Annotated in this window: 8 protein-coding genes and 1 pseudogene; 4 read left to right on the top strand and 5 right to left on the bottom strand. The window is 51.6% G+C overall.

Features of this window, described 5'->3' with window-relative positions; all coding sequences use genetic code 11:
* Nucleotides 1–70 precede the first annotated feature (70 nt).
* Together ACLHIJ_RS00555 and ACLHIJ_RS00550 are read right to left on the bottom strand one after the other, a co-directional pair.
* Nucleotides 71–1,366 carry an excalibur calcium-binding domain-containing protein gene (locus tag ACLHIJ_RS00555; protein ID WP_411298214.1) on the bottom strand — a complete coding sequence of 432 codons (1,296 nt, stop codon included), beginning with the start codon at nucleotides 1,364–1,366 and terminating at the stop codon, nucleotides 71–73.
* Between the two features lie 399 nt (nucleotides 1,367–1,765).
* Nucleotides 1,766–3,559, bottom strand: a complete 1,794-nt coding sequence (locus ACLHIJ_RS00550) for a 5'-nucleotidase C-terminal domain-containing protein (protein ID WP_411298213.1) — start codon at nucleotides 3,557–3,559, stop codon at nucleotides 1,766–1,768.
* Between the two features lie 795 nt (nucleotides 3,560–4,354).
* On the opposite strand from ACLHIJ_RS00550, the pseudogene ACLHIJ_RS00545 reads away from it, so the two are divergent.
* Nucleotides 4,355–7,136 (top strand): annotated as a pseudogene (locus ACLHIJ_RS00545) (class I SAM-dependent DNA methyltransferase).
* 83 nt (nucleotides 7,137–7,219) lie between these two features.
* Here the strand turns inward: ACLHIJ_RS00545 and ACLHIJ_RS00540 are convergent.
* Both ACLHIJ_RS00540 and ACLHIJ_RS00535 read right to left on the bottom strand, forming a co-directional pair.
* A complete protein-coding gene (locus tag ACLHIJ_RS00540; RefSeq protein WP_411298212.1) occupies nucleotides 7,220–10,591 on the bottom strand; it encodes an AAA family ATPase in 3,372 nt (1,123 codons plus the stop codon).
* Between the two features lie 396 nt (nucleotides 10,592–10,987).
* On the bottom strand, nucleotides 10,988–12,406 hold the full coding sequence (locus tag ACLHIJ_RS00535; RefSeq protein WP_411298211.1) for a hypothetical protein: 1,419 nt from the start codon (nucleotides 12,404–12,406) through the stop codon (nucleotides 10,988–10,990).
* 93 nt (nucleotides 12,407–12,499) lie between these two features.
* Between ACLHIJ_RS00535 and ACLHIJ_RS00530 the strand changes: the two genes are divergently transcribed.
* The 3 genes from ACLHIJ_RS00530 to ACLHIJ_RS00520 all read left to right on the top strand — a co-directional run bounded on the left by ACLHIJ_RS00530 (nucleotide 12,500) and on the right by ACLHIJ_RS00520 (nucleotide 14,836).
* Entirely contained in the window at nucleotides 12,500–12,880 is a 381-nt protein-coding gene (locus ACLHIJ_RS00530; protein WP_411296652.1) for a VOC family protein, read from the top strand.
* 68 nt (nucleotides 12,881–12,948) lie between these two features.
* Nucleotides 12,949–13,803 (top strand): hypothetical protein, encoded by an 855-nt coding sequence (locus tag ACLHIJ_RS00525; RefSeq protein ID WP_411298210.1) that lies wholly within the window; start codon nucleotides 12,949–12,951, stop codon nucleotides 13,801–13,803.
* Nucleotides 13,804–14,347: 544 nt separating this feature from the next.
* Nucleotides 14,348–14,836, top strand: coding sequence for a hypothetical protein (locus tag ACLHIJ_RS00520; protein WP_411298209.1), 489 nt, complete (start codon nucleotides 14,348–14,350; stop codon nucleotides 14,834–14,836).
* A 37-nt stretch (nucleotides 14,837–14,873) separates the two neighbouring features.
* On the opposite strand, the gene ACLHIJ_RS00515 is transcribed toward ACLHIJ_RS00520, so the two are convergent.
* Nucleotides 14,874–15,050, bottom strand: coding sequence for a hypothetical protein (locus ACLHIJ_RS00515; protein WP_411296649.1), 177 nt, complete (start codon nucleotides 15,048–15,050; stop codon nucleotides 14,874–14,876).
* Nucleotides 15,051–15,338: the final 288 nt, after the last annotated feature.

Raw genomic sequence — 15,338 nt, 5'->3', positions numbered from 1 at the left:
GCCGCTCTCCTATGTTGCCCACTGCCCACATCAATAAACCCTTATCTCTTTTAGAAATCACGTTAATGGGTTACGGCTTTGGCTCGCAGGCAATCCCGTCTCTATCACGATCAAGATGGACCCCATAACCAGGCTCCCAAAAGTGGATAGGAGCAGCACCTGCCTCGCGAGCCTCTGTACAGTTCTTATAATATGTGCGCGTCGGAGCAGGCGCCGGATCGGGCACATACGCAGGGGCTGGATCGTAAACCGGAGCAGATTCATAAGCGGGCGCTGGTTCATATAGTGGCTGCGGCTGTGAGGGCGCAGCTTCCACAACCGGAGTCGGTTCCGGCTGAGGCTCGGGCTGAGGCTTAGGACCATTTGGCTCAACATCAGGCGCCTGATCGGCGGCTGGTATCTTTTGCCCCGAACAGCTATTGAGCACCCGCGTCATCGCCGCTTTTTCGTCTCGACTCACCCACAAACCATACTTTGCTTTAACGCCGATCTGCCGTGCCACATATTCACATTGAAATGACTGATGTGCTGGCAGCCAGCCCGCCGCATTGTTATGAGCTTTCTGCCCTAACGAAGCAGCATCAACAACAAGTAAATTCATCGGGTCGGTAGCTATATCATTGCGCGTCGAAACCGGAAAATTAGCTGCACCTTTTTGCCACGCATCTGAAAGGGAAACGACATGGTCAACGCCAACCATATCCTGCCCAAACTCAAAGCGCATCCATTCTCCGGTATATGGGCTGACGAGATCACCAGCAAGAACACCACATTCATTCGTGCCCTCTTGAATGATGACATCCTTGAGATCTCGACGAAGAATATGATTTCTCATATCGCAGTTACCGCGATTTACGCTCCCCCAATCCTCGCCAAACTCTGATTCTGAAAACCCAACAACTGGCAGAGGATCTTTCACATCAAGCGAATTCAAAACCGTCAATGCCTCTCGACCAGCTACCTGCTTAATCACAACATCCTGTGTTGTTTCAGTTGTCGGAGTAGGTGCAGCGCTTGGTTTTCTAGCAGATGCTGAGGAGGAGAAAGAACTGACTTTCGTTGCTTCAGAGGCTTGGTAATCTTGTGCCATTGAGCCGCCAAAAGCGGCAATAATGCTCATACCCGCAATTAGGCAGCAGGCAAGCGGGAATCCATGACTTGGTTCTCGCGTCAGCGTACTCTGTAAAGCTGGGGAAAGGCTTAGCTCTGCAGAACGGTATTTCCAAAAGAAACGATAACGGTAAACGCCATATGCCAGGAGCAGTACTCCAAAAACAATTAACCCCGGTTGATAGCGACTTTCTACCATTGCTGCCATTAAGACGAACATTAAAGCGACACTTACCCACCGTCGCCAGCCCGACATAAAGCTTCTCCTGCCAATCCATCTCGAACTCATCGCAATACTCACACGCCACTATGCGCACTCACATCCCGATGAGTCTTTCTTTCACTTCTCTCCAGATGTGCTTGTATGCAGAACAGGGCACCCCGCTCTGCATACAACTTCTATTCTCGCTATATCGGATATATCTTTCAACCGTGTGAGATTTGAGATTGAGCACCACATACGTACTGCTATCCACACCCATCATCGCGTTCAAACAGGGGAAATAGAGTTACAAGCCCGTTACTGCTATCTATTAACCAGTAACGGTTAGCAACCAATCATGACGTCACGATAAATAAATCCTCGCAATAAGACCGACGGAAAATCGAGTTTTTCACCGCGCTTACTAGCTGGGTGGGGGGGGGGCAGAGGCTCTCAGTAGGTACGATAACGCCGCATCAGCAACAATCCGCCACCGATAGCCACAAGCGCCAGCCCAGCAAGAAGCTCCCCGCCAGCTAGACCAGTGGCCGCCAAGCCGGATCCGCGCGGACCTGGAGTGCCAGGGGTCATCGGATTCGGAGCTGGATTTGAGGGCTTCTCCGGTTGTGGATTTACCGGAGAGGGAGCGGGCGCCGGAGTGGGCTTTGCATTGTTATCTAATGGCAGCAGCGTTCCGTGGCGGCGCACATACGCCTCGAAGGCCTCAGCATCCAACACTGGATCCGCCGATACAATCTCATCACCTCGGAATGCCGTCACCTTATCCCCGCCCTGATAAACATAACGAGTCAAAGCGATCGTATATGAGCCAGTGGGAGAGATCGGCGTTCCATCCTCCGTCGTCAACGCAGTCACCCGATGGCCTTCCGGGGCGGTCAGATCAATCGTTGCCCGTAAGCCAGCCAGACGCGGGAACCCACGATTCCCTTTCGGATCCGAGGCGATAGCCTGCTCCAAAGCGGTGCGCAAATGCTCCCCGTTCGTCCGGATCGTAATCACGCTATTAGCAAAGGGCAACACCGAAAGCACTGTTCGCTTGGTGACGTCACCGGCAGGGATTTCTGCACGAATCCCGCCACCGTTTTGCCAACCAAAATCGGCGCCCTCATGCTCTCGATACGCCTGGGCAACAATTGGCCCGACGACATCGCGTGCCATACCCTGTGGGGCAACACCCAGCTTTTCCGATAGCCGCTGATTCAACTCGTCCATGTACTGCTGAGTCTTTGCGCTCCACGCACTATCGGGAGTGACGTTCCCGTCAACCGGAATAAAGCTCGGCTCTACCGAAATTTTGCCTGCAGAGCGCACAATATGCAGCCGCGCCACTGTGCCATAGTCAGCCTCCGGCGTCAGTATCGGGCGCCCATCTACCTGGGTAACTGTTGCCGGTGACGAGCCGCTCGTTTCCTCCGTAACCGCAGCATGAATCTGTGGCACCTCCCGCATGATTGCCTGGGTTTCGTCATTGCTAAGCTGGGTCAACGCGATAATAACGTCAGCTCCCTGAGCGGTTAATGCTGCTGCCGCTTCTTTACTGGCCTGCACCCAATCGCGCTCCTGCACTTGCGCGGAGGCAGCCGTCGTCGTCATATTTCCGGTGATAGATAGGAAACCCACCCGTAGACCGCGGTCAACAATTGCAACCGTTCCGTCAGGGCTGAGGGGCTTACCATTTGCCGTCAGGTTCGAGCTGATCCACGGGAATTTTGCCCGTTCGATAAGTGACATCGTGTGGTCAAGCCCGAAATCGAAATCATGCTGCCCGAATCCCGCAACATCAAACTTGAGTTCATTAAACGCATCGACGAACGGCTCTCCGCGGTAGACCGCGCCAAACAGGGTTCCGCCCGCTAAATCCCCGCCAAAGGCCGTGATGGTATTGGCGCTGGCGGCGCGCTGGGCAGCGAGAACTGTGGCCAGTTGTGCAAGCCCTCCGTGTTTACTGCCATCTTTCCAGGTGCGCTGTTCGACTTCGTGGGCGTCTTGGATGGCAAGCACGTCAACTGAGGCATCGGCCGCGCGCAGAGCATCCGGCGTCGGGTTATTATCGTTTGCCGCTAAAGCAACCGTGGTTGATCTCGTAGTCAGATCAGTAGCCGACGTGGAGGCAGGGTCTGTTGGGGAAGCTGTACCTGCCGAGGGCTCTGGTGAAGCAGCGAAGGCGGAAAGAGGTAGAAGAGTCGCGGCAAAGGCGACCGTCATCGTTGACCACAGGCGTTTCATGCTCCCAATACTAACGGGCAATATGTGCAGGCGATAGTAAATTTAATTGGTTATTTGCCGCCTCACCTGTTGGGTGCTCGCGGAAAATACGGATAAGGATAAATGCCGAGATAGCGCGGAAAACTGCGAATAAGCGAAGCGCCGCAGATACGGCAATCTCAATACCGACATCCCACCTTTATGGGCGGTCCGACGGTTATTGCCAAACAGGTCTACACAAATCCCCGTTCCAGCGGCAACGAGAACGAGTTGACCTTTCTTGGCTGCATAAATAAAAGCCAGTCAGATTGGATATGACATCTGCGAAAACTTGGATGTTACCTTCGCGAAAACCCACATAAGGGCCAGTGAGTGCATGATTTCTATACTTTGCTTCCAAGGGTTCTTTCTTGACAAAGAAGTTTTTGGCGGACGACGTTTTGCAGGACAGCCACAAGCAAAGCCAGATCATATCCGCGTTATTTCAAACAGGCATATACGAGATAGCACCGCATACTCAGATACTTCCCGCACATTAGGAGGTGCCCCACCTATAACATTAGGAGCCGCCCCGCCCGAGACTAGCAGCATCAGAAGAGCGGGCGAGAGGCCAGGCATACGTCAGCAATCTATTAGACGCGGTTAGGCATGTGAGCAAACCAAAGAACCCAGGCAGTGTTTTCCGGCAAAAGTAGCATGTGGCAGAATTGGTAGTGCCACCGCAAGGTTCCACACACAAGATCCTGCCGGCAGGCAGCAGTATCCGGCGATTCGCCAGCCAGAGCTAACTGCCAACCAACTAACCAGGGAGTTGAAATGGCGCAACAGGCCGCTTTAGAGCGAAAGCAAGCCGCCCGGCGCTTTGCCGAAAAGTGGGCTGGGCGCGGTTACGAAAAAGGCGATACCGCATCTTTTTGGTTGGAGCTTTTAGGCAATGTGGTGGGGATGGAAGACGTCACCACTAATGTGCGTTTTGAAAATGCGACAACGGCACGCGGTTTTATTGATGTAACTATTCGAGACGCCAAAACTGTGGTGGAACAAAAGTCACTGGGCGTAAATTTAGATAAACCTGAGTTGCGACAAGGCACCCTAGTTACCCCGTTTGAACAGGCTAAACGTTATGCAGATTCGTTGCGTAATTCTGAACGCCCGAACACGATTATTGTGTGTGATTTTGGTACTTTTAGAATTCATAATTTAGACGCTGATAATCCCGCCCAAAACTACGAAGAATTTACGCTTGCTGAGCTGCCTGAACAGTTACATTTGCTTGATTTTCTTATCGATCCGCAACTAGCGCGCCGTCGCCGAGAAACCAAAGTGTCGGTAGAAGCCGGTCGGTTAATTGGTCAGCTTTACGATAAATTACGTGCACAATATGTAGACCCCGATTCAGCTCATGCCCGCCATTGCTTAAACGTATTATGCGTGCGGCTCGTATTTTTATTATTTGCTGAAGATGCAGGGCTGTTCAAAAAAGATTCTTTTTATCGCTATTTACGTGCGCTACCAGCCTCAATGGTGCGGCTCGCGCTCAAAGAATTATTCGTATATCTAAAAACTCCAGACGATCAGCGCGACCCTTATGCCGCTGAAACCTTAAAAGAATTTCCGTATGTGAATGGGGGTCTCTTTGAAGCCGAGGTGGAGATCCCTAACTTTACTGCCGAAATTGTGGACTTTTTATTAAATGAAGTTTCCCAAGGCACGGACTGGTCGCAAATTTCTCCCACCGTGTTTGGTGGGGTGTTTGAATCTACGCTTAACCCGGAAACGCGCCGCTCCGGCGGTATGCATTACACATCACCGGAGAATATTCACCGCGTGATTGATCCGCTATTTTTAGATGATCTCAAAAATGAGTTGAAAGAAATTTTGCATACTAACAGGTTAAGCGAATCGAAACGACGTAATCAATTGATGCGTTTCCACGATAAAATCGCTGGCTTGACGTTTTTTGATCCCGCCTGCGGTTCGGGTAACTTTTTGACTGAAACCTATATTGAACTGCGAAAACTGGAAAACAAAGTTCTCTCTGAACTGCAAAATCATCAAGGCATGCTAGCACTCTCTGAAGAATATTCGCCCTTGAAAGTCTCCCTGCAACAATTTCATGGCATCGAGATTAACGATTTTGCGGTTAACGTAGCCAAAACCGCCTTATGGATTGCCGAGCTGCAAGCGAATGCGGAAACACAATCTATTGTGTATGGCGTGGTTGAAGATTTACCCTTGCACGATACGGCGCATATTGTGCAGGGTAATGCTTTAGAGCTGGACTGGCAGAAAATAGTCCCCCCCCCGATGCACTTACATCATTGGCAACCCGCCGTTTGTGGGGTATTCCAACCATTCGCCCGAGCAAAAAGCTGACCGTTTGCGGGTGATGGGCAAGTCCGGTGGAGTGCTGGATTATGTAGCGTGCTGGTTCAAACGGGCTGCTGAGTATATGAAAGGCACGAACGTGCAGGCTGCTCTCGTTGCTTCTAATTCCATCACGCAGGGCCAACAGGTAGAGCCGCTGTGGAAACCGTTGTTTGCTGACGGATTGGTAATTAACTTTGCACATCGCTCCTTTGTGTGGACGAATGACTCTAACGACGCCGCGCATGTGCATGTGGTGGTTGTGGGGTTTGGCTATCAAGAGCGTGAAACAAAGATATTGTTTAGCCATAGCAAAGACAGTGAAGTCACGATTGAGCACCCCGCAAATATCAACGCCTATTTAGCGCCTGCTCCCAATGTGTTTATCAGCAAGCAAAGCAAGCCGTTAAGTGCACCTACACCTATGATTGCTGGCGGTAAACCAACCGACGGAGGAAATCTTTTATTATCTCAAGCCGAACGAGACGAACTAATCAAAGCTGAACCAGCAGCAGCCCAGTGGATAAAACCGTTTTCCATGGGTGAAGAATTTATTAAGGGAATCCCTCGCTATTGTTTGTGGCTAGTCGATTGCCCACCTCATCACCTGAAAGATTTGCCTCTTACACGGGCGCGCGTTGAAGGTGTGCGAGAAATGCGCTTACAGTCTTCAAAAGTCGCCACTCAGAAAAAAGCAGCTACCCCATGGCTCTTCGATGAAATCCGATACCAAGGTAATGGCACATATATTGGGGTTCCAAAAGTTTCCTCTGAGCGTCGGCGTTATATTCCAATGGGTTTCGTAACCAACGGTATGATCCCTGGTGACAAGCTGTATTTTGTTATGTCAGATTCTCTATACGTGTTCGGGGCCTTAATGTCTCGCGTACATAATGCCTGGATGCGAGCGGTAGCTGGTCGGTTAGAAATGCGTTACAGCTACGCCAACACCATCGTGTATAACACCCTCGTCTGGCCAAAACCGACCGATGCCCAGCGCGCAGCTATCGAAACAGCCGCACAAGCCGTGCTGGATGCCCGCGCCCAATACCCCGACGCCACCTTAGCTGACCTCTACGATCCCGATAACGACTGGCTCTACCCAGAGCTCACTCAGGCACATAAAGCCCTCGACGTCGCGGTGGAACGTGCCTACGGTCTGCCCGCAAACTGCAGCGAAGAGGAAATCGTCGCCCACCTGTTTACCTTGTATGAAAAAGCCACGAGCTGAGTTATCCCACAGATTCCACGCCTCTCGTACCCGTAATTTACCGTGCCAGCGAGCGCGTACCGCTGTTGCGCATAAGCTAACAGCTACCTTTGCAATCTTTTCTCTTTCCTTCGAGCAATCAGTGCAATAATGCCAAAGTACGTCATAAACCCAAGGAATATAAACCATACAAGTACCATGACGGCTCCGACATTATTTAACACAGGTAACTTCGGCGCCAACCCCGCAACCGGCAGTATCAGCAGAAATACAATGAGAGCATACTTAGCGTATTTTTTACATTTCCGCACTGCCTCATCGCCAGATTTACCTGTTTTCAGATTGCCAGGCACACCCGTTTCTAATTCTTCACGCCCGCTTGCTTCCAACGATGGCACACTCACTCCACCACAATTAAGCCACGCCGCATTGGATAATCCTGAGATCGCCGGATCACGAAAGGAGTTTACCTTCTCGTCATAAGATGGCGACGATACCGGACTAATAGGTGGCATATAAGCAGGAGGCGCCCCGCGCCGAGAAGGAGAGAAAGAGGCTGAGTTCAACTCCGAACCGTGCACCCCATCGCACGATACCTCTCGCACATCACCGCGATCAACATCGTCAACAATCTCCTCGTCAAGACGTGCCGGTGAAACGCCACCTGCGTTGTCAAACGCATTATCGACATTGGTTTCATCATCAAGCTGTTTAGTTGCCCAGCGGCTAAAATCCGCCTGACGCATCAGCGGAGTACCGTAGCGACGTGCCAGTTTCATCTTTCCGTCACTACCCTCAGCAGAGTCTGTTACCAGAAGATCACAACGGGTCTTTGTTACAGCTTGTTTATACTCAATCCCAAGGCTGACGCAAACATTCTGTAAGGCTTCACCGTGTGGATACAGCTTGTTTCCAATAATGGTTGAGCCACGGAAAGCCACTCGAATCCCTTCTTTAAGGAACTCTTCCGGGGTTTCCCAACGCACAGGCTCCGTCATCTTTGGCTCTTCCGCCTTTTCCACAACTTCTGCCTTAGCCTTGACCTCCACCGTAGAATTTCGCAAATCGTCACACACCGGCAGCTCGCGCACTACCTCCGCTTCTTCTATCTGCTCCTGCGGCAACACCGTCATCGGTTCAGACGGCACAGACCCTGCCGAGGCGCACCATTCCTCAAATGCCTCCCACGTGACGATCGGTTTCCCATACTCTCGCGCATTCTGAGCTTTTCGCGACATAGACGCACGATCACAGGCCACCAAAACGTCACAGCGCGTCCGGGAAACTCCCGCCGCATAGGTCAATCCCCTTTCCGAACAGATCTGCTTGAGTCGATCATCGTCAAATCCACCAATAAGATCCCTAACCCCCGTAAACGCGACGCGAGTTCCAGGAGCTAAAAGCTCTCCAACTTTACCGTCCGGCTCCTCAACATTCGGCAGGTCCAGATGAGTCACACCGGCACGGACCGCACGCTGGCGCACGTCCGCCAGTTCTTCCGCCGTCCATGACCCTCTCGATAGCGCCCATGCCGAGAGCAATTCTGCAGTTTCAACAAGCTCATCTCGATCCTGGTTCTCAGTCTCACCGCCAGAATAAGCCGCCCAGGCTCGATCCGATGCCGTTGCCCGCTGAGGATCTAACACCATAGGGCTTGGTGGAGCCCAAGACGGAATAAATACCGCACCCTCAGTATCCTGAGCCGCCGGAGGAACAAGATGCCCATACGCGGAAAACTGCTGTTTACGGATCAGAGCATCTCTAATACTTCGGCACCGTTGCATCACATCCTCACCAGAGACGTCAATATCCAGCTCAGATGCGTCATATCCATGCCCAAGTGCGAGATCCATGCCTTTTTCTTGATGACGAACCGCTCGCTCCACCATCGGCAGACCATCCGCAATAACAAGCGCACCGGCAGATTGGCGCAACAGCAACGGCCAGAAATCTCCCAGAGCAGGGGCAAGCGCTAAACCGCCAACCGGAATATTATTCCGTTCGCCAAAATCACCCAGATCTGCCATCGGATTGATCCAGGACCCAAACTCTGCAACCGTTTCTCCGCGTTCCAGCACGATAACGTGCACACGGGCCAGGTGGTTACTGATCCCAAAATCTACCCCATCAAAAGACATCAGAACTAGACGATCAGTTGATTCACCCGTCTCAACCTCCCGACGAATCTGGCGCACCAAGCTATTATTCGCACGGATATGAGCGGTTTTAACCGGAGCACTGAACCGAACATTCTCCAGATCTACCGCCCGCGATAACGCCACATAGAACTGCCCTTCCGTCCTCGTTCCACCAGAAAGGTCAATAAATAGCTTCGGAATTGTTTTACCCTGCGCCTTGTGGATAGTAATCGCCCAGGCAAGAATGACGGGAAACTGCGTAACTGTGCCGATAATTTCACTGCTGAGCATGCCTCCAGTGACTGTGGGTTCTTTAATTTCCCACGTATGTTTCCCAAGTTCGACTTCCTCACCACTGTGATCGAGACGGACGGTAATGCGATGCATAGTAGCGCGAGTAATAGTGCCAAAACTGCCATTAACGAAGCGACCATCTTCGTCATTCCTAATCGTCATAACACGAGCGCCAACCGCATAGGTCAGCTCTTCTGAGCCAGGAAAGGAATTGCTACCGAACTTACCGCTACGGAAGGAATCACTATCAAATTTGCCGGTATAACGGGCCTGCGACGTAAATTGGCGAGTGTCAAGTTCGTCAAGACGAGACTCATTAATAAGAGCCACTCTGTTACGGCGGGAGGCAAGCGTAACCCACCCGTCAGGGGCCTGGAAGTTCGGATCCACCCGCTGATTTAGCACCTCAAGCGCAGATTCACCAACATTCCCCTCACGAACTTGATTGAGGATTTCCAGAAATTGACTATCAACTTGCCGCCATACCGTTGTCAGATGGATATTTTGCACGTGAAGTTCCCGGAAAACATGCGATGAAAAGAAAAACGGCGTTTCCCAGCGCGATTCAAAAACTCGAGCTTCCTTGTAGTCAACGATTGGTGGAAGCTGGAGCAGATCACCGACAAGCACTAGCTGCACACCACCGAAAGGCACTTGCGAATCACGTATATCACGCAACGCAAGATCCATCATGTCAAATAAATCCGCCCGAACCATGGAAATTTCATCCACAACAAGAGCATCTATAGTCTTTAGTAGTTTGCGAATACGAGATGTCGGTTTCCAGGCTCCGCCGGCCGCAAGATCATCAGGATACATCCCAGGGCGAAACCCGAAAGAACGATGGATTGTGAACCCGTCAATATTTAGCGCTGCCACACCTGTAGGAGCAGTAACGAGAATATTGCGATTATGGGCTGAATTTATCCACTCCCGAAGTAGCGTTGACTTTCCGGTGCCCGCTTTACCAGTAATCAACACGCTTTTTCTCGCGTTTAAGCGTGCTAAAGCCGCAGCAAATTCTTCGGTAATGACGATAGACATGCAGTAAACTCCCATCGCAAAGAGCTATTCGCCGGCTTTAAGGAATACAGCCAATTTGATTATATCCCGCCCAGATCCGTCTTAAAACAAAAGGACGTTTCCTTAATCCCCTCCAATCCTGCACCCGAATCAACTGAAGATCTACTACAAACCAGCTACTCAAACAGCAAGAGCACATTGCATCTCGGCTTGCCGACAACAAAGCGCAGCATGGGGTTCGGCATAAACCGAAAAGATCCCGATAACAGCACAGAGCGTTAGGCGACAACACGCAAAATGGAGCAATTCCCATCGGAACAGATCTCAGGCAAGATACGCGCTACCAACCCGCCTACCAGCCGACCGCAAACCGCCAAAATACCCGCAGGGAACACAGCATTACAGCTCGGGCACTTCTCACTTCTCTAACAGGAACGGCGTCGTGAGATAGTCGCGTACAGCAGTAAAACCAAAACGATAGATGAGCGCAAACCACAACATTGCGGCAGCGTGATTCGACGCCAATTCATAATCAGGATGGCTTCCGAGCAATAACTGCCGCATATCGCGGCGTTCCAGCGAAAACGGTAACGCCACCAAATTCGAGGCTTCCCACGAATCTGGCGCCATCACATGGCAGGTGTGCAGCTCGTCAAAGGTCTGATCAATCTGTGCAAAATACGAAAAACAGGGCTGCATCCGCAATGTATCGAGAAAAAATCCCGTCGCCGCATGCTCAACAACCCGACCCGTACAGCCCCGAGTTAACCCAATATTTAGTTCCTCTTCTAAGCCTCTGCGCGAAGCAATCTCGCTTGGATCATCCGCTGTGCTGATATCGTCAGGAAGCATCCCCTCCGCAATGAAATGAACCTTCCGCGGGCTATCAACCGCGTAATCCCCAGAACGAGCACCACTAGCAATGTAAGTATTTCCTCGTATCCCCACAACAAGCTGCTGATCTTTCGTCAGCACAACAGTTCCCGACCCCATCGAAGCCAGGAAAGGCAAGCGATGGATCTCTTCAATACAATCGATGTGCACGTTGAGAAATTCGCGCACGGTACCCTCGCCAGCCGCTGCCTTCGCTTCCAGGCGCGCCGCCGTCGAAACAAAATCGAAATACTCTCCAGAGGAAACCTCTAACCGTAAACCCGCAAGATCTTTGCGCCCACCCGCCTTTACTTCTTGGGTGGATGTCTTCATAAAAGGAATCGCACGAACTAGATCAACACGCGGACCATTCGTCAGAACGACACCTCTTTTCTCCGCTTTTTCTTGCAACGACGGCAGCACAGCCTCAACTTCACGTCGGGCATCATCTGATAACGGTCGAGGGTCTGGATTCCAATGCCATTCAATCGGGCAAATCTCGCGCAGATCAACGCCTTTGCGCGCTGAGCGGATAGCGATAATGTCTGGAATCCGCATACGCCCAACCTGAATGGCTCGACGCTGCCGAGAATCATGGCGAACACGCTCCAGCCTTCTCGCGTCGTGACGCTGGGCGAACTGCGACCAGAGCGCAACAATGGCGACGCTGAACGCGATAAAAACAGTGACGAGAGATCCGATAATCGCGGAATTGATTTGAGCCGGATACGAGCCTGGCTCCAGGGCGTCGAACAGGAAGAAGGTCACGACCCCTAAGGTGACAAGTACGGCAAGCAGTAACAACGGTCGAAATAGCCATCCGTGGCAGCGCATCCAGGCGTATATTGCGCGAGGCCGACTCAGAGCCACTTCCTCACTTCCCGGTATTCCCATAGAGTCATCATAAGTGATAGCGAAGATAACCATGCGCGGAGATTGCCCGACGGTTGGTGAAGCTTTCATTCTCCGGCGCTCTTTTCGCTTTTCTTCCTGCCTTTCTCTGTTCTTCCTATTGCCCTCTATTGCCCTCACCCCCCCCTGGTCTAAAGTGGTTGCATGAAGGTTGAACACATCGCCGTGTACGTTGCAGATCTTGAGCGAGCACGAGAATTCTTTGTGCGATATTTCGACGGCACATCCAATAACAGATACGTCAACGAGCGCACTGGCTTTTCGTCGTACTTCATAACTTTTTCCGACGGACCACGTCTTGAAATTATGCACAATGACAATCGCAATAGCTCGGCTAGCGGGCAGGGATTGGGATACCACCACATCGCTTTTAGCGTCGGTAGCCGCGAAGCTGTAGATGAGAAAACTCGCCAACTCACTGCAGCCGGATACCGGCTAGAAAGCGCTCCACGAACAACCGGCGATGGCTACTACGAATCAGTGATCCTCGACGCCGAGGGCAACCACATCGAAATCACCGTATAGCTGCGCAAAATCCTCCTACACAACGCCGACATACCGCCTCACGCGTACAACCTCGATTAAGGAAAACCATGCAAACAGTATTTGATCTTCACACCTTCCTCATTAGCGCGAATCCGGAATTGGATGAGCAAAAACCTGGAACAGCGCATGTGAAAGCATGGCTCGAATATTATGCCCCGCTGCCTACCACATGCGATTGCCGACCAGATAGCACTACTGGATTTTTTGGATGCCCTCATCAGGATTCAGACGGTGGCGCATACGCATGGGATTTTTATTATCAGCTTTGGCTTAAGAACCCCACATATAAGTGCGTCAAAAGAGAGGACCCTAAGGATTCCCCAAGAAATGCCGCTGGGCAGATAGTGGTTCAAGGGGACTGGATGTGCTCCATCGCCACCACATACCGGAGAGCCATGAGATTATGGCCTGGTGATAGTAATTGGCGATGGGATTTTATCAACGAACATTTTTACGATGAAGAATACGGTTTTGCGACGGCAGAGTACATCGAGCCGCTAGCTGAATTCATTCGGGAAGCCTATACGCTGGCAAATTTGGTGATTGTGCCCAATGGTTTCAATACGGGAAGAAGCATACCGCGGAAAACCGACGATTATTGGGATTTATCAACGTATCACTTCATCGAGAATAACTGCGCCTTTCTCGGGGAAACGTCCAAGGAACAGCGAATACATCTGGCAGATCTTATGCGGGAGATGATTTCTAAGGATCCTAACAATCTATTTTTGGATGATTGGCTGGCAGAAAAAGACGGAAGACTGGCAGCGAAGTTGCTTCCTGGTCACAGCGTAGAATCTCCGCGTCCTCAAAGTCGCGAAGACTGGTACGAACTCATTGGCGAGATGACGAGACGAATCCAATTGCGCAGAAAACGCATTCAGGATTTTCTCGGGAAATAGCGCTGACACGTCCCCACGCGTTACCTCATTCGAGCGTGCGGATGGCTGCTAACACCTACCAAACATGAGAAATAGCCGATTACATAGGAACATTATTCATACAAAACATCGGGCTGTTACCCCGTTTAGCCACGCATCACGAACTGACGGATACGGCTCGGCGTTGATGGCGCTTTGGAGTAGATAGGACCGTGAGGGCTGGTCGGTTAGCGCACGCCAAACAGTAGGAAGTCGCTAGCAGGTTAGGAAAACCAGACGGCTAGATCTTGAGAGCACAAAGGGGAGGCAATAAAGAAAGAAAAGAACGTACATAACCGCACCCGCGTCTTTAGCCCCTGATTAAACACCGAGGATGATGTAGGCACATTCACGGCTTCTAACACTACAGAAAGCACACCAACAGGACGCTTGCGCAGGATTTTCCCCTCTGCTATCCTGAAACGCTTACCGTCGTTCGGTTCGCGGGGTAAGCGTTGCCGATCGGCAACCTCCTGCGGGCTGACTGAGCTAGGTCAATAAGACCGTGAGGAGAAGGAAACATTCCATGAAACTCATTATTGCAACCGGAAGTGCCGGTAAGAACATTGCACAGCCACTCGAAAAAGACGGCTTTACCGTCATCTATCTCGACCGTAAACCAAACGAATCTGCGGCTCCCACCGAGCCCACCACCCTTACTGAATCCGAACACGAACACCTTATAGCAGCCGCGAACACCGCAACCCAATTCATCATCGTTTTTGGTGGTGGCGGTCCGACCGGAACAAGCCTTGCCATAGAAACAGCCCACCTGGCACACCAACTCGGCATCGGCACCGCAGCATACGTCACCCATCCGCTCTCCTTTGAAGGCCAAAGCCGCGCACGCTTTGCGAACACCGCCGCCGCAGAATTCCGCAAAACCAATACGCAAGTAACCGAGTTCGCTCTAGATGACCTCATCAACCGTGTTGATCCGCGCCTCAGCCCAGAGGAATTTTTCCGTAACATTGATGAGGAAATACGGAACGCGATACGAAAAGCCGCGTGCTAAAAATGCGCTGCCTATAGCACGCGGCTAGCAGCTACCATCAGGCGTTACCCGCCAAAGCCAACTTCATCGTCAGATCTGGAGGTAACGCCTGTTGATCGGCTCTCAACACGCATTGATTCATCGGGGAGCAGATAGCAGACATGCCAGCTTTACACAGCAGCTCTTGCTGCCAGGCATATTTCGCTTCGCACAGGCGCGTTTTACGGTAAAGCACACCCCATTTCCTCAGGATTTGCCCTGCGTAAGCACGCCGTACATAAAAGGCAAAGTTTACCTTTCGCCGGAAGCCTTGCGCAGCCTCACGCAACCTCCGCCCCCCTCAGCGATACCACCTGAAATCAAAGGAGCATTACACCTGACCTCTTCCTCACGATCAGCTTGCCGCAGCACACCCGTCGGTTCCCCAGAGACCCGCACACGCCTACTAATTGACGCTAGCAACTAGCTAATTAGCGCTGGCAACTGGCATCAATTGGCCTAGCTGCTATCAATGACTACTGGT

It is taken from the genome of Trueperella sp. LYQ141, from assembly GCF_046599555.1.
GTDB lineage: Bacteria > Actinomycetota > Actinomycetes > Actinomycetales > Actinomycetaceae > Trueperella.
Note: the sequence above shows the minus strand (reverse complement) of the source record. Positions and strands in the feature narration are given on the sequence as shown.